General features: G+C 43.7%; 10 protein-coding genes and 1 CRISPR repeat array. Of the genes, 8 read left to right on the plus strand and 2 right to left on the minus strand.

Annotation, left to right across the window (positions count from 1 at the left end; all coding sequences use genetic code 11):
* A partial coding sequence (locus BGP78_RS06495; RefSeq protein ID WP_119860645.1) for a non-ribosomal peptide synthetase occupies window positions 1-8,113 on the plus strand: 8,113 nt, incomplete at its 5' end.
* Between the two features lie 62 nt (window positions 8,114-8,175).
* On the opposite strand, the gene BGP78_RS06500 is transcribed toward BGP78_RS06495, so the two are convergent.
* Together BGP78_RS06500 and BGP78_RS06505 are read right to left on the minus strand one after the other, a co-directional pair.
* Window positions 8,176-9,483 (minus strand): PAS domain-containing sensor histidine kinase, encoded by a 1,308-nt coding sequence (locus tag BGP78_RS06500; protein WP_119860646.1) that lies wholly within the window; start codon window positions 9,481-9,483, stop codon window positions 8,176-8,178.
* Window positions 9,484-9,546: 63 nt separating this feature from the next.
* On the minus strand, window positions 9,547-10,950 hold the full coding sequence (locus BGP78_RS06505) for a sigma-54 dependent transcriptional regulator (RefSeq protein WP_119860647.1): 1,404 nt from the start codon (window positions 10,948-10,950) through the stop codon (window positions 9,547-9,549).
* 248 nt (window positions 10,951-11,198) lie between these two features.
* Here BGP78_RS06505 and BGP78_RS06510 point away from each other — a divergent pair, with 248 nt between their 5' ends.
* From BGP78_RS06510 to BGP78_RS06540, 7 genes are all read left to right on the plus strand, one after another.
* On the plus strand, window positions 11,199-12,458 hold the full coding sequence (locus BGP78_RS06510; protein ID WP_119860648.1) for an efflux RND transporter periplasmic adaptor subunit: 1,260 nt from the start codon (window positions 11,199-11,201) through the stop codon (window positions 12,456-12,458).
* 35 nt (window positions 12,459-12,493) lie between these two features.
* Entirely contained in the window at window positions 12,494-13,195 is a 702-nt protein-coding gene (locus BGP78_RS06515; RefSeq protein ID WP_119860649.1) for an ABC transporter ATP-binding protein, read from the plus strand.
* An 81-nt stretch (window positions 13,196-13,276) separates the two neighbouring features.
* Complete coding sequence (locus BGP78_RS06520; protein WP_119860650.1) at window positions 13,277-15,688, plus strand: ABC transporter permease; 2,412 nt, start codon at window positions 13,277-13,279, stop codon at window positions 15,686-15,688.
* A 137-nt stretch (window positions 15,689-15,825) separates the two neighbouring features.
* Window positions 15,826-16,122 carry a DUF6482 family protein gene (locus BGP78_RS06525; protein WP_119860651.1) on the plus strand — a complete coding sequence of 99 codons (297 nt, stop codon included), beginning with the start codon at window positions 15,826-15,828 and terminating at the stop codon, window positions 16,120-16,122.
* A 152-nt stretch (window positions 16,123-16,274) separates the two neighbouring features.
* Window positions 16,275-17,042 (plus strand): DeoR/GlpR family DNA-binding transcription regulator, encoded by a 768-nt coding sequence (locus BGP78_RS06530; protein WP_119860652.1) that lies wholly within the window; start codon window positions 16,275-16,277, stop codon window positions 17,040-17,042.
* 82 nt (window positions 17,043-17,124) lie between these two features.
* A complete protein-coding gene (gene glmS / locus BGP78_RS06535) occupies window positions 17,125-18,945 on the plus strand; it encodes a glutamine--fructose-6-phosphate transaminase (isomerizing) (RefSeq protein ID WP_119860653.1) in 1,821 nt (606 codons plus the stop codon).
* A 326-nt stretch (window positions 18,946-19,271) separates the two neighbouring features.
* Window positions 19,272-22,790, plus strand: a complete 3,519-nt coding sequence (locus tag BGP78_RS06540; RefSeq protein ID WP_119860654.1) for an AAA domain-containing protein — start codon at window positions 19,272-19,274, stop codon at window positions 22,788-22,790.
* A 694-nt stretch (window positions 22,791-23,484) separates the two neighbouring features.
* A CRISPR array of direct repeats spans window positions 23,485-23,932; the repeat unit is 28 nt; unit sequence GTTCACTGCCGCACAGGCAGCTTAGAAA.
* Window positions 23,933-24,720 lie beyond the last annotated feature (788 nt).

Raw genomic sequence — 24,720 nt, forward strand, 5'->3', positions numbered from 1 at the left:
TAGTGGTGAAGCTCTACAACAGGGTCATGTAAAGGCATTTAGAGACAACTTACCGACGGCTGAGTTACATAATTTATATGGTCCGACGGAAGCGGCGATAGATGTGAGTTATTGGGATTGTGCGGGTGACATTAGTCGGGGTGTTCCGATAGGAAAAGCCATAGATAATATTCAGTTGATGGTGTTAGATCCGCATTTAAATGTGGTGCCACAGGGTGCGGTAGGAGAGCTGCATATCGGGGGAGATGGATTGGCGCGGGGTTATTTGAACCAAGCCGCGTTAACGCAAGCACGATTTATTGATAACCCTTATTTAGAAGCGGGTTTGCCACATAGTTCACCGCGATTGTATAAAACAGGCGACTTAGCACGCGTTAGAGAAGATGGTGAAATAGAATATCAAGGTCGAATCGACCATCAAGTGAAGATCCGTGGGCTACGTATAGAGTTAGGAGAGATAGAGCATCAGTTAGGGAATGCGCCTTTGGTTGATTCTGCGTTGGTGTTGGCCAAGGAGGTAGCGGGGTCAATGCAGTTGATAGGCTATGTCAAACCAACAGATACGCGACTAGAAGATGATAAGGGCACCTTTGTAGCGGATATAAAAGCGTCACTGGGTCGTGTTGTACCAGAGCATATGGTGCCGAGTCTAATTGTGGTTGTAAGAGAGTGGCCACTTACATCGAATGGTAAAGTGGATAGGAAGGCTTTACCAGCGTTAGAGAGTCAGAGTTTAGAAACAGAGTATGTTGCCCCGCAAACAGAGGTCGAATTAGGGCTGGTTGAGATTTGGTCTGAATTATTAGACATTGAAGCGGCAGGTATTAGCACCACAGCAAATTTTTATGCGTTGGGGGGTCACTCATTGTTGAGTATTCGTTTGATGGCAAAAATACGTCAGCGCTTTGCAGTTGAATTACCGGTACAAGTGATTTTTGATGCCCCAAATTTGGCCGAATTGGCACTGACATTGGCTGACTATCATTCTGACGCGGTGGTCAGTACACCTTTATGTGCCATACCGCGTACCTCAGATATCCAGCCAGTGTCTTTTGCACAACAGCGTTTATGGTTCATTGATAGCTTACAAGGGGGCTCCGCTGAGTACAATATGCCCATGGCTTTTGAGGTGCAGGGCGCACTCGATATCGCGGTGGTCAATCGTGCTTTTAGTGACATCATTGCACGTCATGAGGTTTTGCGAACGCGCTACATTGAAGTGGCGGGGGTAGCGAAACAGCAGATCTGTGCGATGTCAGCGGTGCACTTTGAGGTGACAGTCGAAGACCTATCTCATCTCACTGGTGAGATGCAAGCACATGCGGTTAAAGCACGGGTTGACAGTGAGTTTAAGCAGGCGTTTAATTTGGCAGAAGATGTGATGCTGCGTGTCAGCTATATCAAAACGGCTGATAGTGAAGGCGTGCTGCTATTTAATATGCACCATATTGCCTCAGATGGCTGGTCGATGGACGTATTGGCCAAAGAGTTCTTTGCGTTATATGAGGCGTATAGCCAAGGAAAAGCAAGTCCATTACCAGAGCTGGAAATCCAATATGCAGATTATGCACATTGGCAACACACGCATTTAGAGGGAGAGGTACTGGATAACCAATTAGATTATTGGACGAAACAGCTGGATGAGTTACCGGGTGTGCATAGTTTACCGCTGTGTTACCCAAGACCAGAAATAAAGGCATATGACGGTGCGTTATTGTCGGGTTCATTGCCAGGTGCTGTGGGGGAGAAGTTACAAGCCGTCGCGAAGCAATATCAATTAACGCCATTTATGTTATTGCATGGTGCGTTGTCGCTGTTGTTATCAAAACACAGTAACAGTACAGATATCGTGATAGGTACTCCGGTTGCGAATAGAACACAGGCAGAGCTGTCGCCTCTCATCGGGTTCTTTGTGAACACTCTGGTGCTGAGAGTAGATACAGAGTATGCGGTGATGGATGAGTATTTTAAACATATTAGACAAGTACATATCGATGCGCAGTCAAATCAAGATGTACCATTTGAGCAATTAGTCGATAAGTTACAGGTACCACGCAGTAAGGCACACAGTCAGTTATTCCAAATCATGGTGACGACGAATACGGATTACGGGGTGAATGATGACGCAACACCTATCTCGTTACCTGGTGTAGAATTGAAGGGGTATGCAAGTGACACGATTGCAGCGAAGTTTGATTTAGAAGTGAACCTGAGTATCAGTGATGAGGGAGTCGGACTGTCTTGGGTGTATGATGAGAGTGTGTTTAGTGAGGCGGCGATCACCCGATTGAATACGCATCTGTGTCGCTTGTTAACTGGACTCAGCGAGACAGAGAGTGAGATGTTGGCTGATTTACCGATGCTATCAGCGCAAGAGACGCAACATTTGGTGTATGAGTTAAATGACACCGCAGTGGAGTACCCGAACACGCAGTGCATTCAAGAGTTGTTTGAACAGCAAGTGATGGCTCAACCAGAGAGTATTGCGGTGGTGTGTGATGGCGAGTCGCTGACGTATGAGGCGTTAAATAAGCGGGCCAATCAGGTTGCGGGGTATTTGGTAGAGCAGCATGATGTTAATGCAGACACGTTAGTGGGATTGTGTGTTGAGCGCTCATTGGAAATGGTGATAGGGATTTTGGGTATTTTGAAGGCGGGAGGTGCATATGTGCCACTGGACCCAAGTTATCCGCAAGAGCGTCTTAGTTACATGATAGAAGATGCGGGGCTAGAGACGGTAGTAAACCACGGCGCAACAGCGGATGTTTTAGCAGGGTATGCTGGCAATACAGTGCGCCTTGATGAAGAAAGCGTTTATGAGCAATATAGTGATGCGAATATCCCAGCAGCAATGCGAGGACTCACGTCTGCGAATTTGGCGTATGTGATTTACACATCAGGGTCGACGGGTAAACCGAAAGGGGTTGAAGTTGAACACCAAGGTGTAAACGCTTTTGTTTCTTCACCAACCTATGCCAACTTAGCGTTGTCGGCACGAGTGGCAAGTTTATCTTCTTATGCATTTGATGGGTTTGTGTATGATTTGTTCTTTAGTTTATTGAATGGGCTGGAATCACACCTCTATGATAATGACAGTGTGCTCAATGTAGATAAACTCAAACGTCAAATAAAAGCAGATAAAATCAATAACCTCTTCACAACCACTGCGTTATTTAATGTATTGGTTGATAATAATGCCTTTGTTGATACGGATATGCGCCAAGTCTTATTTGGGGGCGAGCGTTGTAATACACAGAGTATTGATAAATTCAAAGAGATGTACCCAGACATCAGCTTAATGCATGTGTATGGTCCGACGGAAGCGGTGGTTTATGCCACTGGCTGTGAGCTTAATGGTGTTGAGACGACCCCTATAGGTCAAGCGATAAATAATAATGTGGCTTTGGTGTTAGACAGTCATCGTCGTTTGGTACCGCAAGGCAGTGTTGGAGAGCTGTATATTGGGGGAGACAGCTTAGCGCGGGGATATTTAAATCGTCCAGAGTTAACGGCGGAGCGTTTCATTGAGAACCCATTCTATGACTCTGCGCAGGCAAATAGCTCGGAGCGTTTATATAGAACCGGAGACTTGGTGCGCTATTTACCGGATGGAAACCTAGAGTTTATCGGCCGTGCAGATGACCAAGTGAAGATCCGAGGATTTAGGATAGAACTGGGTGAGGTCGAAGCACAATTGTCAGCGCAAGCCGGGGTTGAGTCAGCCTTGGTGATGGTGAAGGAACTGGCGGGCAGCCAACAACTGGTGGGCTATGTGCAGTCACAGAGCGAGTTGGATGATACAGCACAAGGAAAGTTAGTGGCAGACATCAAAACGGGGTTAGCGGCTAACTTACCAAGTTATATGGTGCCGAGCGTTGTGATGGTGGTAAATAAGTGGCCACTCACTCCTAATGGTAAAGTCGATAAAAAAGCATTGCCCGCACCTGATGGTGCGGCATCCCAAGGCAAATATGTTGCGCCAAGCACAGATACCGAGCGGGCTTTGACTCAAATATGGGCAGAGCTACTGGACATCGATGCTGCTGAGATCAGTTGTACAGCGAATTTCTTTGAATTGGGTGGGCATTCATTACTGAGCATGCGTTTGGTGTCGGCAATTCGTCAACGCTTAGACGTAGAGTTGTCGGTTAAAGCGGTATTTAATACTGGTAATTTATCAGAGCTGGCATGTGCTATCTTGGAGTCAGAGACCCAGAGCACTGGGCCATTATTGGCAATTGAGCGGACATCAGACAATTATCCTTTGTCATTCTCCCAACAGCGTTTATGGTTCATTGATAGCTTACAAGGGGGCTCCGCTGAGTATAATATGCCCATGGCTTTTGAGGTGCAGGGCGCACTCGATATCGCGGTGGTCAATCGTGCTTTTAGTGACATCATTGCACGTCATGAGGTTTTGCGAACGCGCTACATTGAAGTGGCGGGGGTGGCGAAGCAACAGATCTGTGCGATGTCAGCGGTGCACTTTGAGGTGACAGTCGAAGACCTATCTCATCTCACTGGTGAGATGCAAGCACATGCGGTTAAAGCATTGGTTGACAGTGAGTTTACGCAGGCGTTTAATTTAGCAGAAGATGTGATGCTGCGTGTCAGCTATATCAAAACGGCTGATAGTGAAGGCGTGCTGCTATTTAATATGCACCATATTGCCTCAGATGGCTGGTCGATGGATGTATTGGCCAAAGAGTTCTTTGCGTTATATGAGGCGTATAGCCAAGGAAAAGCAAGTCCATTACCAGAGCTGGAAATCCAATATGCAGATTATGCACATTGGCAACACACGCATTTAGAGGGAGAGGTACTGGATAACCAATTAGATTATTGGACGAAACAGCTAGATGAGTTACCGGGTGTGCATAGTTTACCGCTGTGTTATCCAAGACCAGAAATAAAGGCATATGACGGTGCGTTATTGTCGGGTTCATTGCCAAGTGCTGTGGGGGAGAAGTTACAAGCCGTCGCGAAGCAATATCAATTAACGCCATTTATGTTACTGCATGGTGCGTTGTCGCTGTTGTTATCAAAACACAGTAACAGTACAGATATCGTGATAGGAACGCCAGTAGCCAATAGAATGCAGGCAGAGCTGACGCCGTTGATAGGGTTTTTTGTGAACACGTTAGTGCTCAGAGCAAATACGGGGTACCACACGGTTGGGGAGTACTTTAAGCATATCAGAGCGGTACATCTAGAGGCGCAGTCAAATCAAGATGTACCATTTGAGCAGTTAGTAGATAGATTGAAGGTACCGCGAAGTAAGGCACATAGCCCGTTATTCCAAATCATGATGACGACGAACACAGACTATGGTTTGCATCAGGAAGGTGAGTCAGTCGCCCTACCAGGGGTGCAGATGAGCGCGTATGAAAGCGATGCGGTACAGGCAAAGTTTGACCTAGATGTTGAGCTAACATTGAGCGATGCGGGTGTTGGTATTAACTGGACATATGATACTGGCTTATTCAGTGAAGCAGCGATAGCGCGTTTAAACGCACATTTGTGTCGTTTACTAACGAGTTTGAGTGAAATCACAGAGGAGACAGTGGCGCTGCCTAGCTTGGCGATGTTATCGGAGTCAGAGACGGCGCATTTAGTGACTGGGCTTAATAATACGGAAATTGCATACGATAAAGCGGCATGCATTCATACCTTATTTGAGCAACAAGCCCAGCAGCAGCCAGATAAGGTTGCGGTGGTCTTTGCCGATAAAACACTGACGTACAAGCAGTTGAACGAGCAGTCAAACCAACTGGCGCATTACCTACGGGAGCATCATGCTATTCGGCCAGACAGTTTGGTAGGCTTGTGTGTGGAACGCTCGTTGGAGATGGTGGTCGGGATTTTAGGCATTTTGAAAGCGGGTGGGGCGTATGTACCACTGGACCCAAATTATCCGCAAGAGCGTTTAAGTTATATGTTGGAGGATGCGCAGTTAAGCTTGGTATTACATCAGGGTGCAGGGGCCACGGCTTTGAGCGAGTTTACGGGGGCGTTGGTGTCTTTAGAAGCAGCGCAGTATGGTCATTACAGTACCGGTAATTTAGATAAGGCGGCATTGGGGCTATCGTCCAGTAATTTAGCGTATGTGATTTATACGTCGGGTTCGACAGGTAAGCCTAAAGGGGTGATGATCGAGCATCAAGGGTTAGTTAATACCGTGGTTGATAATGCTGAAACCTTTGAATTAACGCCAAACTCGGTATTTTTCCAATCAACTTCGATAGGCTTCGATGCGGCAACTTGGGTCATATGGATGTCTTTGCGTTCAGGTGCAACAATGACACTGGCGAGTTCAGGTGATTATGCACAAGAGCTGACACAACACCAAGATGTGACCCATATCATGATGACCCCATCGATGCTGCAGTTAGTCAGTCCTGAGCATAAGAACAGCATTAGCCATGTTGTAGTCGGTGGCGAGTTTTGTTCTGCGGAATTGATAAATCAGTGGTTGGTGCATGACATTAAATTCTTTAATGCATATGGACCAACGGAAGTCTCTATATGTAGCTCTATCTGGAGGGCTAAGGAGCTATCTGAGACATCGATAGGTCGGGCAATATCAAATACACAATTCTTCATATTAAATGATCAGCGAGCCCTCAGCCCCAAAGGCAGTATTGGAGAGTTATATTTAGGGGGAGATGGGTTAGCCCGAGGTTATTTAAATCAGCCAACCTTAACCGCAGAGCGGTTTATTGATAACCCTTATTTTGATGAGAATGACCTACATAGTTCAAAAAGGTTATATCGTACGGGAGACTTAGTCCGGTATTTACCAGATGGTGAGTTGGCCTTTATAGGCCGTACAGATGATCAGGTTAAAATCAGAGGGTTTAGAATTGAGCTTGGCGAGATTGAAACACAATTAGCACAACAAGCGGGTGTTGAGTCAGCTTTAGTGATTGCCAAGGAGTTAGCCGGTAGCCAGCAATTGGTAGGTTATATGCATTCACCAGCGGTGCTAGACGACGGTGCTCAGGCGAGCTTGATAGACCAAGTGAAAACAGCGTTAGCGGCACAGTTACCCGAGTATATGGTACCCAGTGTCTTGATGGTGGTGCATGAATGGCCGTTGACGCCAAACGGGAAGGTAGATAAACGGGCGCTGCCAGCACCCGAAGGTGCAGTCCTGCAAGGTGATTATGTTGCTCCGCAAACAGAGGTCGAATTAAGGCTGGTTGAGATTTGGTCTGAATTATTAGGCATTGAAGCGGTGGGTATTAGCACCACGGCAAACTTTTTTGAAATAGGGGGCCACTCACTGTTAATGTTGCGTTTGTGTGCGCAAATGAAGCAGCGTTTTGGGGTTGAGATTTCACTCAATGATCTCTTTAGTACTGTGACCATTGAGGCCATGGCGCGATTATGTGATGGTAAATCATTGCAAGCTGACGGTGCCTTAATTCGAGCTATGTCGGACATTCAAGCGTACCATAGGTCGATATTTTTAATACCGGGTGTTGCAAGCACTGAACATGATTTTGCTTGGTTAGCCTCGACGCTCTCATCGCATAATATTAATGTATATGGCTGTCCACATCGAGGCTTGCTCGATGGCTTGCAGCCATTTAAAACCCTCACTGAAAATGCAGAGCAGCTTGCTGAAGCGATTGCGACAACCGTTAAGCCAAATATGGTGATTCAATTGGTAGGTCATTCATTTGGTGGGGTTCTGGCTTTAGAAGCTGCTAATATGCTTCGTGGTCATGGTTTTCAAGTAGAGCTTACCTTTGTTGATGTTTATTTTGAGCAATCAATACAAATGGTTAAATCATGCCATGTAACACCAGTAGAGGATGAGCGTCATATAAAAGATGACGCTATTGAGAGTGATTTGTTAGATCACGTTAATTTGTTGGCTCAAAGGCAAATAAGTTGGTTTGATAATTATGTTCCGACTGTGGCGAGCGGTGTGGTATTAAGAGGTGCTTATGCTGCCGCATCACCTTATTGTTTAGAAGCGTATAATGATTATATGGCACAGCATAGTGCGAACAACATGGAATCAATCACGATAGACACTGATCATAAAGGGATATTAAAGCAGGAGGAGTTATCTCGCTTTATTGTAATAGGCTGTAATAAATAAATAAATTTGCGTGCTCATTGAATCTAATGAGCACGCACGTTCTTTAATTTTGTCTTGCTCGTTTAACCAAAAATACACCGAAAGCAGGCGCCCCTTTCCCGTGTAACATAAACTAAATCCCCACCATGGTTGACCATAATCTGTCTTGATAAACTAAGGCCGATACCTGAACCTTGTTGTTTAGTTGTGAAAAATGGCACGAATATCATCTCTCTAACATGCTCGGCGACACCTAAACCAGAGTCAGTAATTTCAACATAAACTTGTTGAGCACTATTTTGGTCCAAAGTGACCATGATCAAACGCTCTTCGCGTGAGGTTGATGAATTTTGTTCGGCAATTTTTATGGCCTCAATGGCATTTTTAAACAAATTGATCAGCACTTGTTCTATTTGCCCAAGGTCTAACATGATCAATTGCGACGTTTTGATGCTAAGTGAGCAAGTAATGTGATGTTGAGTAAGTTGGCTATTGTGTAGTGAGACTATTTGCTCTAGTAGCGGTTGTAGCTGTAATGGTGCAAGTGTTGGACTGGGTAAACTGCTCACATTTCTAAAGCGTTCAATAAACTCACCTAAGTGCTTGGTTCTCGATGCCAATGTATTTAGCGCCAAACTGAGATCTTGTTTATCTTCTTGGTCCGTAAATGTCAGTGAATCAGGTATCAAGCTATGGCAGGTTTGAGCAATTGATGATAACGGGGTGATTGAGTTCGCTACTTCATGAGTCAGTACTTGCGTTAATCGCTTATAGGCTTGCTGCTCTTTTAAAAGCAACGCATCATGTATTGAGTGTAACGTAATAATCTTACGTACTTGTCCTTGTATTTCAGCAACACTTACTTGTATAGACAAGGTATCTTGTTGCTCTCCTTGCTGCCATTGTGCACTACTACGAAGGCGTTTATTCGTTGCTAAAACAAGTTGGCCAAGATGTTGGAGTTGTGACAAATGGTTGGCCGATATACCCAATAGTTTAGCCGATGCAGGGTTAGATTCTATGATATTTCCCTGATCGTCACAGACCAAAACAGCTAAATCAACATGCACCAAAAGTGCTTGTAAAAACTGTGCTTGTTGTTCAGCATTAAAGCGGGCAGACTGCATTTGTTTTTTAACTTTTTCAAAGTGTTGCCTCATAGGATCTCGCACGCCTAGCCCTAGTGTACTGTCGCCATTTGCGAGTGCTTTTATTACATGACTTAAACGTTTATTGTGCTTTTGAAATAATGAGAATATATATCCACTTAAAGATAAGGCAACGAGTAAAATAAGCACCCATGTTGCAGAAAATCCATATTGTATATACAAGTAGGTTAACGCACTAGCACAGACGCATAGACCAGCAAGGTTTAGGGTTAAGAGAAGCATGGAGTTGGAGGTTGTGTTGATCACGCTGAGAGTTCCTTTGGGGGTGCCTTATTGAGAATGCGTTTATAAATCATACTTTTCTAAACGGCGATACATAGCACCGCGCGTTAAGCCTAATGCTTTTGCGGCATGACTGACGTTACCTTGATAGTGCTTTAATGCGGCATGAACTGCGCGTCGCTCTAAAATTTCTAAATCAAATGTATCGTATTCTGTAGTGGACTGCGATGTGTTTTTTTGAGGGTTTTCTAACGTCGGTGTTTGGCCTACGACTGTCCCTATATCTAGCCTATCTCCATCACTTAAAATTACGGCGCGCTCAATTGCATGTGCTAGTTCACGCACATTTCCCGGCCAAGGATACTGACAAAGTGCATCCATATCCGAAGCGTTAATACTGAGTTCTCGTTTATATTTTTGCGCATAGTGTTTTAAATAATAATTTACCAGTAGGGGTATATCGTCTATGCGTTCCCTTAAAGGGGGTATTCGGATTTCTATCGTATTGATTCTATATAATAAATCTTGGCGAAATCTTTCTTCATTAACGGCATCAGCGAGATTATCATTGGTTGCACAGATCAAACGAATATCGACATCGATGGGCTGTGTACCACCGACCGGTGTAACTTGCCTATTTTGTAGAGCAGCTAAGAGTGTTGCTTGCTGCGCCAAAGGCAAGTTCCCCAGCTCATCTAAAAATAAGCTACCGCCATGGGCAAGCTCAAATCGACCAACTTTGTCTGTTTTGGCATCTGTAAATGCGCCTTTTTTATGGCCAAATAATTCGCTCTCAAAAATATTGCCGGAAATAGCCCCCATATCGAGACTAATTAATGGGTTTTCGTGACGTAAACTGGCTTGATGGATTGCTTGTGCTGCAAGTTCTTTTCCCGTGCCGCTCTCGCCACAAATCAATATATTTGCATCGGTTTGTGCGGCTTTTTGTATGGTAGAAAACACCTGTTGCATCGCGGCACTTTGGCCTAAAAAATCAAATGTGGCGCTTTTCTTACTTTGGCTCAGCGCTTGATTTAATCCTTGTGTTTGTCGTGTGAGCTTATCTACTTTTTGCTTATCTTGTGCATGTGCGAATGCGGCAGTAACGGCGCCTAGCAACTGCTCGTTTTGCCAAGGCTTCGCAATAAAATCAGATGCGCCCGCTTTGATTGCGTCTACAGCAAGTTGAATATCGCTATAAGCTGTCATTAACAGAACAACAATGCGAGGGTCTTGCGCGATGATTTTTTTTAGCCAATAAAACCCCTCTTTGCCACTGATAGCATCTTGGGTAAAATTCATGTCTAGCAGAATAACTTCAATTGTGTGTGACCTGATAATGCCTTCAATGTCGAATGGGTTATCGGTTGTTTTTACAACTTGATAATGTTGTTTCAAAAGAAGTCGCGCTGCAATCAAAATATCTGGGTTATCGTCAACAACTAAAATAGAGCCCGCTTGCTTCATGAATGATCCTGTTTTGTGTTTTTATGTGAGCTTAGCGTAATACTACTTGGTTTAAGTATGGGATGTCCATTTTTGGGCACTGGTGAATTGTTGTAGTGTTCTATTATCGGACATCTAATAAGGGAAATTAAAAATAATATATATAAGTGATTGATATTTAGTTGCTTTTATTTTGGCATGAAATTTGAATTACCTACTGCATATGCCGTTATCAGCGGCCAGTAACAAATATCAGCAGGAATTGAATGATGGATAAAAAAATAGAACGCTCAGGATTACAAAAGTATTTTAAAAAAGGGGCAATCGTTGCAGCCGTGCTCAGTGTGACAGCCGTGGCTTACGGGTTTAGTCAAACGGGGTCTGAAGGGCGCAGTCAAAAAGTATCAAAGCAAAGTATTACGGTGAGTACTGTGCGCCAAGGCGCGTTTAAAGATGCATTAAGCTTAAGGGGTCAGGTGGTACCAAAAACAACCGTCTATCTTGATACGATAGCTGGAGGCCAAGTCGAGGAGCGATTGGTGGAGCAAGGTGAATTTGTGCAAAAAGGACAACCCTTGGTTCGCTTAAGCAATACGAATTTGCAATTAGATGTGATGGGTCGTGAAGCCCAGGTGACAGAGCAATTGAATTTTTTACGGAATACGCAAATGAATATGGAAACAAATCGATTGAATTTGCGTCGAGATATTCTTGAAATTGATTTACAGATAAGTCACTTAGAACGTCGATATAAACAGTCTAATTCTCTTGTCTCACAAGGTGTATTAGCCAAGGATGAACTCTCTGAGATCAAGGATGACCTCTCTTATTACAAGGCGCGTAAAGAACTTACGCTAGAGAGACAAAAGCAAGAAAACTCGATACGCGAAGTGCAAGTCGCACAGTTGGAGGACAGTGCTAAAATGCTGCAAAAAAACCTCCAGTTTGCGAGAAATAACCTAAACAATTTGTTGGTTAAGTCACCAGTCACAGGGTACTTAAGTGAGTTAGATGTCGAGATTGGCGAGTCAAAAAGCAGAGGTGCTCGGCTTGGTCAGGTCGATATTCCTAATGAATATAAGCTTGTGGTGCGTTTAGATGAGTTTTACTTAAATCAAGTTCAACGAGATATGCCAGTGATGGTTCAGATTGACAACAAGATAGTAGAGGCTGGAGTGAGTAAAATAGACAGTCGCGTACAGCAATCACAGTTTCAAATTGAAGTAGATTTGCCAACTGGCACTGACAGTATCAAACGAGGTCAGAGCATCGAGGTTGAATTAATGTTAGGCGGCAATAAACAAGATGCCTTGTTACTTAATCGCGGTGCATTTTTTACCAGTACCGGTGGCAATTGGGCCTATGTATTTACCGAATCTGGTGATTCGGCTGTGCGACGCGACATTCGTATAGGTAAAAAAAATCAAGATTACTTTGAAGTGCTGGCCGGTTTACAGGCAGGCGATAAAGTGATCACATCAAGCTATGGTAGTTTTGATAAAGCTGAACACCTGAACATACAACAATAACAATAGTGTAAGTGAACCGAATTAAGGACAGAAATATGATTACGTTAAATAATTTAAGCCGCGTTTTTAGAACGCAAGACGTTGAAACAACAGCACTAAATAGTATTAATTTGACGGTTAAAGAGGGTGATTTCTTAGCCATTATGGGGCCGTCAGGCTGCGGTAAGTCAACTCTATTGTCTATTTTAGGCATGCTAGATTCCCCAACAGGAGGCCGCTTTGAGTTTGCGGGAACAGATATCGCCGGTTATAGCGAAAAACAATTAGCCGAACTACGTAAAGCGTCAATTGGATTTATCTTTCAAAGCTTTAACCTTATTGATGAATTGACCGTCTATGAGAATGTGGAGCTGCCTTTACAATATCAAAATATTTCTAAAGCGGAGAGAAAGCAAAGGGTCGAAGCTATTTTACAGCGTGTCGCCATTGACCATCGTGCAGACCATCTGCCACAACAACTTTCTGGCGGACAGCAACAGCGTGTAGCGGTGGCGCGTGCCTTGGTTATTAATCCTAAACTGATCCTTGCCGATGAGCCGACGGGTAACTTAGATTCGAAAAATGGCGAAGAAGTGATGACGATGCTGCGTGAATTGAACCGTGAGGGTACAACTGTGATTGTGGTGACTCACTCAGAAAAAGAAGGCACCTACGCAGACCGTTTAGTGCGCTTACTCGATGGTCAAGTGATACTCGATAAAGCGAATGAGGTTGTCACTGTATCAGGGGCTGCGTAGCAGTATATACGTTTTAGTATATATGAGTCTGTTGCCATTGCTTAGTAAGTCAAAGGCGCAGTATGAAGAAGGAAATTGAAAATGATATTTAACTATTTTAAAACCGCGCTTCGGTCCATCAAGCAAGACACTCAACATTTCATGTTGAATTTACTGGGCTTTAGTATTGGTTTAGCGGCTGCCATTATGGTCGCATTGTTCGCGGCCTATGAATTATCATATGATAGTCAGCATCCAAATGCAGATCGCGTCTACCGCGTTCATACTGATTATCGCCCTTGGGGTCTACAGATGATAGCTGCGTCTGATTCAGATTTGGCGCTGGAAATGCTTAGTCACACGCAAGTGGAAGATGCGTTAATTTTAACAGATGCACATAGTCTCAGTTACTTTGCTGAACCAATGATCCTCGATGTAACGATTAAAGGTGAAACTGCTCGGTTGAGTAATGTGTTAGTTGCATCATCAAATTTACTTGATTTTATTAACTTAGAAGTACTTTTTGGTGATTTAAATAAAGCGCTAACGAGACCTGGACAATTGGCGATTAGCCAAGCTGAATCGATTCGTTTATTTGGTAATGAGAACTCGGTAGGGCAAACCCTGTCGTATGAACAAGGGCGATATGAAATTGCCGCTGTATTTGCTGACTTACCTGATAACACGCACTTTGTATTTGATACATTAGCTGCTATTCCAACGGTATTAAATAGCCCGATCCGTGGTTATGTATATTTACGTTTAGCTGAAGATGCCGATCCGGATTTAATCGTTGCTGATATGGTAGAAAATATGCGTGAAAAATCTACCGGCCGCCATAAACAACTTGGTTTGACTCTGAATAAACTTCAGGATCTACATTTCAATAGCAGTGGTCCATTTGAGATGAAGCAAGGTGGTTCATCATTGGTGATGCAAGTGTGCATTGCATTAACGGTTTTATTGTTGCTGATCGCCAGCGTGAACTTTATTAATTTAAATATTGCAGGTGCAGCAAAGCGCGCCAAAGAGGTTGGGGTAAGAAAAGCGCTTGGAGCGAGTAAACCACAGCTTATTTCTCAATTTTTAACTGAATCCATGTTTGTCGTGATGATTGCAGCCCTTATTGCACTGGTGTTAGTTGAACTAATGATCCCGTCAGCGAATCAATTACTTGAGCGCAGCTTATCGTTAAGCTTCTCACCACTGTTTTTAGTATTAGTGGCGGTTGTTGTGATATTAATTGGTCTGTTATCAGGCTTGTACCCAGCACTATTCATTTCGTCATTTAGCGCTAAACGGGTATTGAGCGGTGACTTGCAACGGGGAAAAACAGCCATTTGGGTTCGCAAGCTCACACTCGGGCTACAAGGTGGGTTATCTGTTGCCTTGATTGTTGCTGCTATCGTGGTATACAAACAAATGGCATTGATTGGTGATTTACCCGTTGGCTACAGTAAAACAGATAGAGTGATTATTAAAAACCTACCAACTGAAGCGATTTATCAAGCGAATGATAATCGTCTTATGAGCCAATTAAAAGCGTTAGATGGTGTTGAACAAGTTACACAATCAAATACACTGTTAACACATGATATGACCTCAGAGTTATTTTTAGTCTGGCCTAATGGTGAGCGACTTAGAGGCACTCAACCATCAATTTCAACCGGGTTCCATGCCGCTGAGACTTTAGGCTTCGAACTTGTTGCCGGGCGAGACTTCTCACCACAGTATGCGAGCGATTGGATGGCAACAGACGAGCAGGGCATTAGTTCATTTTCTGTTTTATTGTCTGAAAGTTTAGCTAAACAAGCGGGCTACGCTAATCCTGCAGAGCTGGTTGGACAAACGCTGGCAACTCAAAGTGGCAGAGGCAAAGCAAAAGTCGTGGGTATCATCAAGGATGTGAAAATTGGCTCAGCACGTCAGCAGCAGCTGCCAGTTTCAGTTAATGTTGCAAGCGCTCAAGACCCATTGGCATCTATTGTGATTAAAGTAAGCCCAGGCACTAACAAAGCGCGGATCATGCAAGCAGCGCAAAGAATTGTAATTAGAGAGTTGGCAATCACAGAGGTTGATATTAGCTTAATCGAAGATGACTATAAACGGGCACATATTAATGAGCATCGGATGCAGCAACTCGTGGTGATTTTTAGCGGTCTTGCGGTTATCTTGACCTGCATGGGCATTTTAGGGCTGGCATCTTTTGCGACGATACGCCGTCAAAAAGAAGTGGCAGTACGCAAAGTGCTGGGCGCTTCTCGAATTAGCATCGTGAACTTATTGTCGAAAGAGTTTTTAGCCATTGTAGGCATTGGTGGTCTTATTGCGATTCCTTTGGTGTATTGGTTAATGGGTGACTGGTTAAATAACTTTAATGAACGGACTGACCAAGCAATTTGGATATATGGAGTCGCTACATTGAGTGTTGTTGCGATTACCTGGTTGACCGTTGCGAGCCTTGCATTCAAAGCGGCAAATACGCGTCCTTCGTTGATTTTACGATACGAATAAGCGTACTGACTTCCTACTAGAGGGCGCTTCGGCGCCTTTTTTTCTTGCTTCAGGAAAAATAAATTGAGCAAAAAGTGAGCTACCTGTTACTTCGGCACGTTTTATTAAAAGTTAAACAAAATAAACCAAGGTGATTTATGCAAAGCGCACAATTGAAAAACCACTTCAAGCAACAAGAATTAAATGCGGTGATATTAAGCTATGCCGACTCAAGTCATTACTTAGCCGGTGGACTAGATGACAATGGTGACTATCATCTACTTGCTGATAAAAAAGGTAACACTGTGACGTTTAAATCGCTCAGAGAAGCTGAAATGCAGTTGATCGAATTGGGTGCAACGAAAGCTATTTTGGATATGGAAACCGCCTATGATGAGATGGTCGGAACAGCAACTGCAGGGCATGGTAAAATCGAGTTGACCTTGTCTCATTAGATTGGGTATCGCAGCGGTCTGTGACTTTAATACTGAACAGCTAATGTGCTAGCAAAGGCTCATATTCAATGTAAAACGTCCACAGCATTGTAATTCATTAAGTTTCGTTTAAAATACAATTAAATTTCGAAACGAAACTTAATGATACTCAAATGACCAAAAGAAACACCCAGCAGCGTCGGCATACCATATTAAATTTAGTAAATACCCAAGGTGAGATCAGTGTTGATACACTTGCTGTTGAATTTGAAACATCAGAAGTTACGATTCGAAAGGACTTAACTGCCCTTGAGAAGAGTGGGTTGCTTTTACGCCGTTATGGCGGCGCGATTGCATTACCGCAAGAAATCGTTGCAAAAAGCAACGATAAGCAAGATTCCCTTCGCAAAATGGCAATTGCTAAAGCCGCTGCCAATTTAATCAAAGATCATAACCGCATTATTATTGACAGTGGCCGCACAACGGCAGCCATGATCCCTGAACTAGCCAGTAAACGCGGCCTAGTTGTAATGACTAATGCAATTAATGTCGCTAAGCGTTTGCTTTCTTTAGAAAATGAGCCAACCTTATTGATGACTGGTGGTACATGGGATCCGCACTCAGAATCGTTTCAAGGGCAAGTGGCAGAGCAAGTATTACGCTCATACGATTTTGACCAACTCTTTATTGGTGCTGATGGCATTGATGTTGAAAGAGGTACCACCACATTCAACGAGCTAGTGGGCTTAAGCCAAGTGATGGCAGAAGCAGCACGTGAAGTAGTGGTGATGGTTGAGTCTGACAAGATAGGCCGCAAAATACCGAATTTAGAACTACCTTGGGATCAAGTCACCACTTTAATCACCGACAACAACTTGGCAGCGAAAGCGCGCCAAGTGATTGAAGCGTGTGGCGTGCAACTGATCTGTGTCGAGGTGTAAATCAACGAGCAAACATAGAGTAAACCGTGTTAGCTCATGAATATAAACATCACACTAGCGTGCAAAATTAAATGGAGAGAGTATGTGTGGCATAGTTGGGGCGGTTGCTGAACGCCCAGTAAATAGAATTTTAATTGAAGGCTTAAAACGTCTTGAATATCGGGGTTATGACTCTGCTGGGGTAGCCTTAGGTACGGCTGGCACGTTAAATACCGTTAAGGCGGTAGGTAAAGTGGTCAACCTGGAAAATGCCTTACTTGATGCAGGAGTGAAAGGGACCACCGGGATCGCACACACGCGTTGGGCAACCCACGGTGGTGTAACCAAAGCCAATGCTCACCCGCATATTTCTAATGATGAAATTGCCCTTGTGCACAATGGCATTATTGAAAATCATGGCCCACTGCGCACCGCGTTGAAAGGGGATGGTTACGAGTTTTTATCAGAAACAGACACCGAAGTGATGGTGCACCTCATTCATCAGCTGCGTCAGCAGCATGATAGCTTATTAGAGGCCGTGCGCGCTGCGGTTAAGCAACTTGAAGGCGCGTATGGCACCGTGGTATTTGATAAAGCGAACGATAATGAAATGATTGTCGCGCGCTCAGGTAGCCCGTTAGTAATTGGTTTGGGCTTAGGTGAAAACTTCATCGCCTCAGATCAATTAGCGCTGTTACCTGTGACCCGCAGCTTCATCTTCTTAGAAGAAGGCGATGTAGCACGCATTACCCGCGATACAGTGGAAATTTTCGACAGCTTAGGTAATGCCGTTGAGCGTGATGTGGTGGAATCAAACATCACCCAAGATGCATCTGGCAAAGGGGACTATCGTCATTACATGCTCAAAGAGATTTATGAGCAGCCATTGGCTGTGCGTAACACCTTAGAAGGGCGTATTGAAAATGATCGTGTCACCGTTGATGCATTTGGCGCCAGTGCTCAGCAAATTTTTAAAGATGTAAAACACGTGCAAATTATCGCCTGTGGTACTTCTTACCATTCAGGCATGGTCGCGCGCTATTGGCTGGAACAGTTTGCAGGCGTGAGCTGTAATGTAGAGATTGCCTCTGAGTTTCGTTATCGCCAGTCGTTTGTACACGAAAACAGCTTACTTGTGACGATTTCACAATCAGGTGAAACCGCCGATACCTTGGCTGCACTGCGCTTAGCGAAAGAGCAAGGGTATATGGGGTCAATGACCATTTGTAATGTACCGGGCTCCTCATTAGTGCGTGAATCTGATTTGGCCTTTATGACCAAAGCGGGTGCTGAAATTGGCGTTGCTTCTACCAAAGCATTTACCACGCAACTTGTTGGCTTATTGATGCTAACTGCGTCAATTGCACAGGAAAAAGGTCGAGATCAAAGTGAAATCATCAATGCCATTAAAACGCTACCAAACAAATTGGAAGAAGCTCTCACACTGGCAAGCGATATTGAAGACCTAGCCGAAGAGTTTGCTGATAAACACCATTCACTGTTTTTGGGCCGTGGCTCGCAATACCCGATTGCGATGGAAGGGGCTTTAAAACTTAAAGAGATCTCTTATATTCACGCAGAAGCCTATGCGGCGGGTGAGTTAAAACACGGTCCGTTAGCTTTGATCGATGCAGATATGCCAATCATCGTGGTAGCACCTAACAACGAATTGCTTGAAAAGCTTAAATCAAATGTTGAAGAAGTGCGTGCTCGTGGCGGTATTATTTATGTATTCGCTGACAAAGACACCGCGTTTGAATCAGACGACACCATGCGTGTAATCAATGTTAATCACGTAGAAGATGCGATTGCACCTGTTGTATATACAATCCCATTACAGCTCTTGTCGTACTACGTTGCGGTGATCAAAGGCACCGATGTTGACCAACCTCGCAATCTAGCAAAATCAGTAACTGTAGAATAAGAAAAGGCGCGAAAGCGCCTTTTTTTGTGGGTGAACAATAAAGATATACATACTAAGTATTAAAGTGTGGGGCGACATTTTTGTAGATTCTAACTAAAGTTGGAAACGTCATCTGACAGCCAACTATAAGTCACCAATAGCTAAATATTCACAGAATTAATCATTGAATTTATATGACATAATACCCCAGCCTCAATTCTTCGACTGCATGGCTCATAGGTCACCGAGTAAGAACTTGTTCGAAGTTCTTACAAAAAACACTCCATTGGTAATATAATATTCGATTAAAAATCACTCGCTTAACGCAAAATTTAAAAGGACTGGGTATGAATAATCAGGGCTGGATTCATTATTGGCGTAATTCTCTTGCCGATGCTGATAGCGCGAAAGGTGCATTAAAAAAGCAAGATCTGAAGAATTACGTGCGAGCTACAACCGACGAGTTCAAAGAAGGTAAGCTTAATTCTGATTCTACATTGCTAGAAGATCTGTTTCGCAATGAACCAGACAAAATTACCGCTGTAAAAATTCATCATCGACCGGTTACCTACTATCTTCGCAAAGTTCATGGCAAAGATTACAGCGGTAATATGCCTGATGTACTGATACCGATTGTCTGCACTTTATGGGTCAATCGTGAAGGGTTGCTATTTCCCCACACCACGCCATTCATACCTCGAGATTTACTTGATCCTCAAGGAAATGACACGTTTACTATCGCTGACGTCGATAAGCTCGATGAATTCCTGACATCAAATGAAATTCCAGCACAGCCTATTGAAAGCATTCCAGCCAAATTCGAACAAGAAGAACAGTATCAGAGCCATCAAAAAGAATGGCACAACTACTACGGACTCACCCAAAAACTATTTGCCGATTACTGCGATAGAAACCGAATTGAGCAGTTCTACGAAAACATTGAAAGTGGTGGCTTAGTCAACAAAATCAGCGAGTTTTTGGGAACTTCGAAGCATATATTAAAACTGTACGATAACCTTAGTACTTCAAACACAACCTTGCCTCTGATTGATAATTACGCGACAAAAACAGTAACCAACCATGATGAATGTATTGATGTATCTCAGACGGTGAATTTGCGTTTGGGCCACTCAAATAGTCTATTCCCGCTAGCTAAAGCGCAATGCGATGCCTTGGCCCATACCTTAACCATGCAAAAAGGCGATATTCTTGCAGTAAATGGTCCTCCTGGCACAGGTAAAACAACCTTTGTTCTATCTGTAGTCGCGTCACTGTGGATTGAATCTGCGCTAAAAGAGAGTCAGCCGCCGCTAATCATTGCGGCATCGACTAATAATAAAGCAGTCACCAACATCATTGATGCTTTTGGTAAAGACTTCGATGAAGGCGACGATGAACTATCAGGCCGATGGTTACCCGACATTTTTAGCTATGGTGGCTACCTACCATCGGCGTATGGAGCATTGGAAGCTGCCAAAAGTTATCAAACTAATCATTTCTATGAAAAAGTCGAGCAGTTGGATTTTCTCGATCAAGCCCAAGCGCATTATTTGGATAGAGCAAAACAGGCGTTTCCACAACAGAATTTTGCTGATGTAACACAAGTTAAAGCGTATCTCCTTGCCGAATTGCGCCAACATAAAAACCAGTTAGATCACATCCAAAACAATTGGCATCATTACAACCGCCAGCTGAATGGCATCCATTCTCGGCTGGGAGATAATCCCCAACAAACATTGGCAGATCAACAACAAGCCGTTTTTAATACACAAGCATTGAAAGATAACGCCAAAAAACACTTAACTGCTTGGCGAAGCTACCTCGGCAATGAATCTATATGGTTAACTCTGTTTAAGTGGTTGCCGCCAATCAGGAATAAACTTGAACTCCAGCGCAAGAGTTTCATGTTAAACCTTATTGAGCACGATGAAAATCAAATTAAGAATCTGTCATCGGACCGGTTTGAGAGCCTACTCAAGCAAGTATTTGCTAGTAAAAAAGAGAGTTTTGATGATCAAAAAAACCGTTATCAATCTTGGTTAGAGCAGTATAAAGAGTTTGAGCAATCACAACTGAATTGGCTTGATGCTATCCATGACTTTACTGAGGGCTTTCCAGAGCAAACTATTCCACAACTGACTGAGATCGATTCGGTTTTAGATATTACGACCCGTTTTCGAATGTTCCGCTTAGCTGTCCATTACTGGGAAGCATGCTGGCTGCTCAGTTGCCGAAATTTGGGCCAAGATCTGAATAAGCAGGCCCAGAAAACAGGTTTGAAAACGGTTCGTCCTCGCTGGCAACGCCGAATGATGCTCACTCCTTGCATTGTTTCAACGTTCCATTCCCTGCCTTCTCATATGACTTACCAGTCTCACGTTGGGAATAATGAATTTGAAACTGACTATCTGCTCAATGAAATCGACCTTTTGATCGTTGATGAAGCAGGCCAAGTAGCTCCAGAAGTTGCCGCGGCCTCGTTCTCACTAGCCAAAAAAGCATTGGTGATTGGCGATATTTACCAAATCCCGCCGATTAGAAATGTGTGCTCATCAATTGATCGGGGTAATTTAATGCAGCTTAAAGTTATCAGCTCTGATGATGACTACACAGTCATTCAAGAGGAAGGCCGAAGTGTAGTGACTGGCAGTGTTATGCATGTAGCACAACAAGCAAGCCGCTTTCATTATATGCCGGAAGCTGAGCCTGGAATGTTTTTGCAAGAACATAGACGCTGCTACGATGAACTAATCTCATACTGCAATGACCTTTGCTATCAAGGTACCCTGATCCCCAAGCGAGGACAAGCGACCGAAGATAGCCTCTACTCTCCTTTCAGTCATTTGCACGTCGACGGTATCGCGGAATCATTTAGCGGCAGCCGATGCAATAAGTTAGAAGCAGAAACTATCGCTGCATGGTTACATGCCAACAAGGTTGAAATAGAGAATTACTACGGCGAGCCACTGGCCAAGTGTGTGGGTATCATTACTCCATTTTCAGCTCAAGTGAATCAGATCACGGCCGCGTGTGGTGAGTTCGATATCAAAGCAGGCAAAGGGGATGAGCAACTAACCGTTGGCACCGTTCACTCTCTTCAAGGTGCTGAACGCAAAATCATTATTTTTTCTCTGGTGTACACCAGACACAACGATGGCGGTTTTATCGATATGGATCCGTCAATGCTCAACGTCGCTGTCTCTAGAGCCAAAGATGCATTCTTGGTGTTTGGTGATTTGGATATCATTGAAGCGGCGTCATCATTTTCTCCACGGGGATTACTCGCCAAGTATCTCTTCAATGACGAGCGAAATGAGCTTGAGTTTAGTGTTGGTCAACGCCCCGATTTATTGCAATTATGCGGCCATCCGAAACTGCTAACCAATGCCGAAGAGCACGATGCGTTCTTATCAAAACTGCTGAATGAAGTACAACGAAAAATAGATATTGTCTCGCCTTGGTTACTGCTAGACAAACTGCAATCAACTGGGCAGCTAGAACTACTAAAAACAGCACAGCACAAAGGTGTCCAGATAACTATACACACTGACAGACATTTCAATACCACGATCGCTAATCACCCGGATATCACTAAAGTAAAAGCGTTTCAACATTGCTGCGCGACCCTGGAACAGCTTGGTATTGTTATTAATGTGATAAATGGTGTTCATAGTAAAAGCGTTTTTGCTGATGATCGGTATATGGCCGTGGGGTCATTCAATTGGTTTAGTGCGAGCAGAAGCGGTAAATACGCGAATATCGAGACATCATTAATCTATGTTGGTGAGTTAGAGAAGGAGATCAAAACTCAACTAGACTTCTTAAATAGCCGAGGAAGCAGCACAAACCAGCAGCCCGAGACGTAAACACAAAGTGTCACTCTTTTGTCGCGAAGTGACTCAAAATCATTTTCAGCATATCCTCAGACAGTTAATTGCTAATTATTCATTTGTAATTAGCAATTATGAAGTAAGTTGCTGCCTCTCGCATGAATTGTATTGGGGAAATTTGGAACTAGGAGAGCAAACGATTTTATGAGCGAAAATGACTGAAAAGCAGTCGTTAAGTCGGACTCAGGTGGACGTTAGAGCTTATTAGATTGAAGTAATCTGATGTTGGATATATCAACAGAGTTTTTGTATCCAACTTTGTTCAACATATATATCTTTTTTGTGGGTGAACAATAAAGATATATATATTGGACCATAAAGGCACGCACGGGGCGTTCTGTAGGCGAAGGTTTAGCCTTCACATTTTCTCGCACAGATAGGAAAACGAGCGATTGACACGCACTGTGTCAAATACCCTCTCACACCGATCAAAGCCTTATGCCTTTAGCACTGCAATGAATATTCAATGTAGTTTTAAAATCATCCGTGGTGATCTTGAATGTTTCGTGTCATTATTTGTTCGAATAGGTGAAAAAACACCCTTTAATTTCTAGCTCTTTAAAAAATCCATATAAAACAATCACCTAAATTTAATTGGTTTTAAAAGGGTAAAATGTAAGTTTTATTAGTAACATTATGATTTAATTTAACTTTACCAAAATAGTTCATTGTTCACTGCCGCACAGGCAGCTTAGAAATTCAACCGCGTCCTTTATCTTTTGTAGCTCCCGTTCACTGCCGCACAGGCAGCTTAGAAAGCTTATAGAGAGAAAGGATGAGATCGTTGCCTGTTCACTGCCGCACAGGCAGCTTAGAAAGTTTTGACTGTGCAGTAACCACCAATAACATTGTTCACTGCCGCACAGGCAGCTTAGAAATTTATCTTTTGTAGCTCCTGCCTCATCATCTCGTTCACTGCCGCACAGGCAGCTTAGAAAGTCAACAGTTGCAGAAGAAAAGCCCCTCAAAAGTTCACTGCCGCACAGGCAGCTTAGAAAAAGCACGGCACCCACCGCCGCACCAATTGGTCGTTCACTGCCGCACAGGCAGCTTAGAAATTATTAATGAAGGTGTCTTGCTGTTTTTGGTAGTTCACTGCCGCACAGGCAGCTTAGGTAATGAGTGACTGAAACGCTTTCGTTTTATAAAAGCGCAGCACGAAGAAGTGAGGTCATGGATGACCGATGTAACCCAGCCCCAAGGATTGATTGTTCACGCTGTGGTGGTGTTTTGTGGACCCTGAATCAAGTTCAGGGAGACGAAGGTGTAAAATTTGCTATATTCGCGGCATTAAGCCCCGCCAACAGCTAAGATGAAACGGAATACTGGCTCAATACACTGTCTTTCTGACGAAGGTCAGAATCCAGTGTTTTAAAGTGTTGGCCTACACTGTTGAGCTTAATCTGTGCAGGTGTTTTAAAGTGTTGGCCTACACTGTTGAACCTAATTCATGGTGGAAACATTTGATGTAACCCAGCTCCTAGGATAGATTGTTCACGCAGTCGTGATTGTTTTGTGGACCCTGAATCAAGTTCAGGGAGACGAAGGTGTAAAATTTGCTATATTCGCGGCATTAAGCCTCGCCAACGCGTGAAGTTCCGCATAATTCGTCTTTCTGACGAAGGTCAGAATCCAGAGTTTTAAAGTGTTGGTCTACACTGTTGAGCTTAATCTGTGCAGGTAACGCTTGATGTAACCCAGCCCCAAGGATGGATTATTCACGCAGTCGCGGTGTTTTGTGGACCCTGAAACGAGTTCAGGGAGACGAAGGTGTAAAATTTGCCATATGCGCGGCGTAAAGCCCCGCCAACAGCTAAGATAAAACGGAATACTGGCTCCTTACACTGTCTTTCTGACGAAGGTCAGAATCCAGTGTTTTAAAGTGTTGGCCTACACTGTTGAACCT

It is taken from the genome of Pseudoalteromonas sp. MSK9-3, from assembly GCF_003590335.1.
Lineage (GTDB): Bacteria > Pseudomonadota > Gammaproteobacteria > Enterobacterales > Alteromonadaceae > Pseudoalteromonas.

Bases quoted from the DNA above. Each gene is read 5' to 3' on its own strand.
- BGP78_RS06520 (WP_119860650.1), top strand. From the start codon at position 13,277: ATGATATTTAACTATTTTAAAACCGCGCTTCGGTCCATCAAGCAAGAC.
- BGP78_RS06505 (WP_119860647.1), bottom strand. From the start codon at position 10,950: ATGAAGCAAGCGGGCTCTATTTTAGTTGTTGACGATAACCCAGATATT.
- BGP78_RS06515 (WP_119860649.1), top strand. From the start codon at position 12,494: ATGATTACGTTAAATAATTTAAGCCGCGTTTTTAGAACGCAAGACGTT.
- BGP78_RS06530 (WP_119860652.1), top strand. From the start codon at position 16,275: ATGACCAAAAGAAACACCCAGCAGCGTCGGCATACCATATTAAATTTA.
- glmS (WP_119860653.1), top strand. From the start codon at position 17,125: ATGTGTGGCATAGTTGGGGCGGTTGCTGAACGCCCAGTAAATAGAATT.
- BGP78_RS06540 (WP_119860654.1), top strand. From the start codon at position 19,272: ATGAATAATCAGGGCTGGATTCATTATTGGCGTAATTCTCTTGCCGAT.
- BGP78_RS06525 (WP_119860651.1), top strand. From the start codon at position 15,826: ATGCAAAGCGCACAATTGAAAAACCACTTCAAGCAACAAGAATTAAAT.
- BGP78_RS06500 (WP_119860646.1), bottom strand. From the start codon at position 9,483: ATGCTTCTCTTAACCCTAAACCTTGCTGGTCTATGCGTCTGTGCTAGT.
- BGP78_RS06510 (WP_119860648.1), top strand. From the start codon at position 11,199: ATGGATAAAAAAATAGAACGCTCAGGATTACAAAAGTATTTTAAAAAA.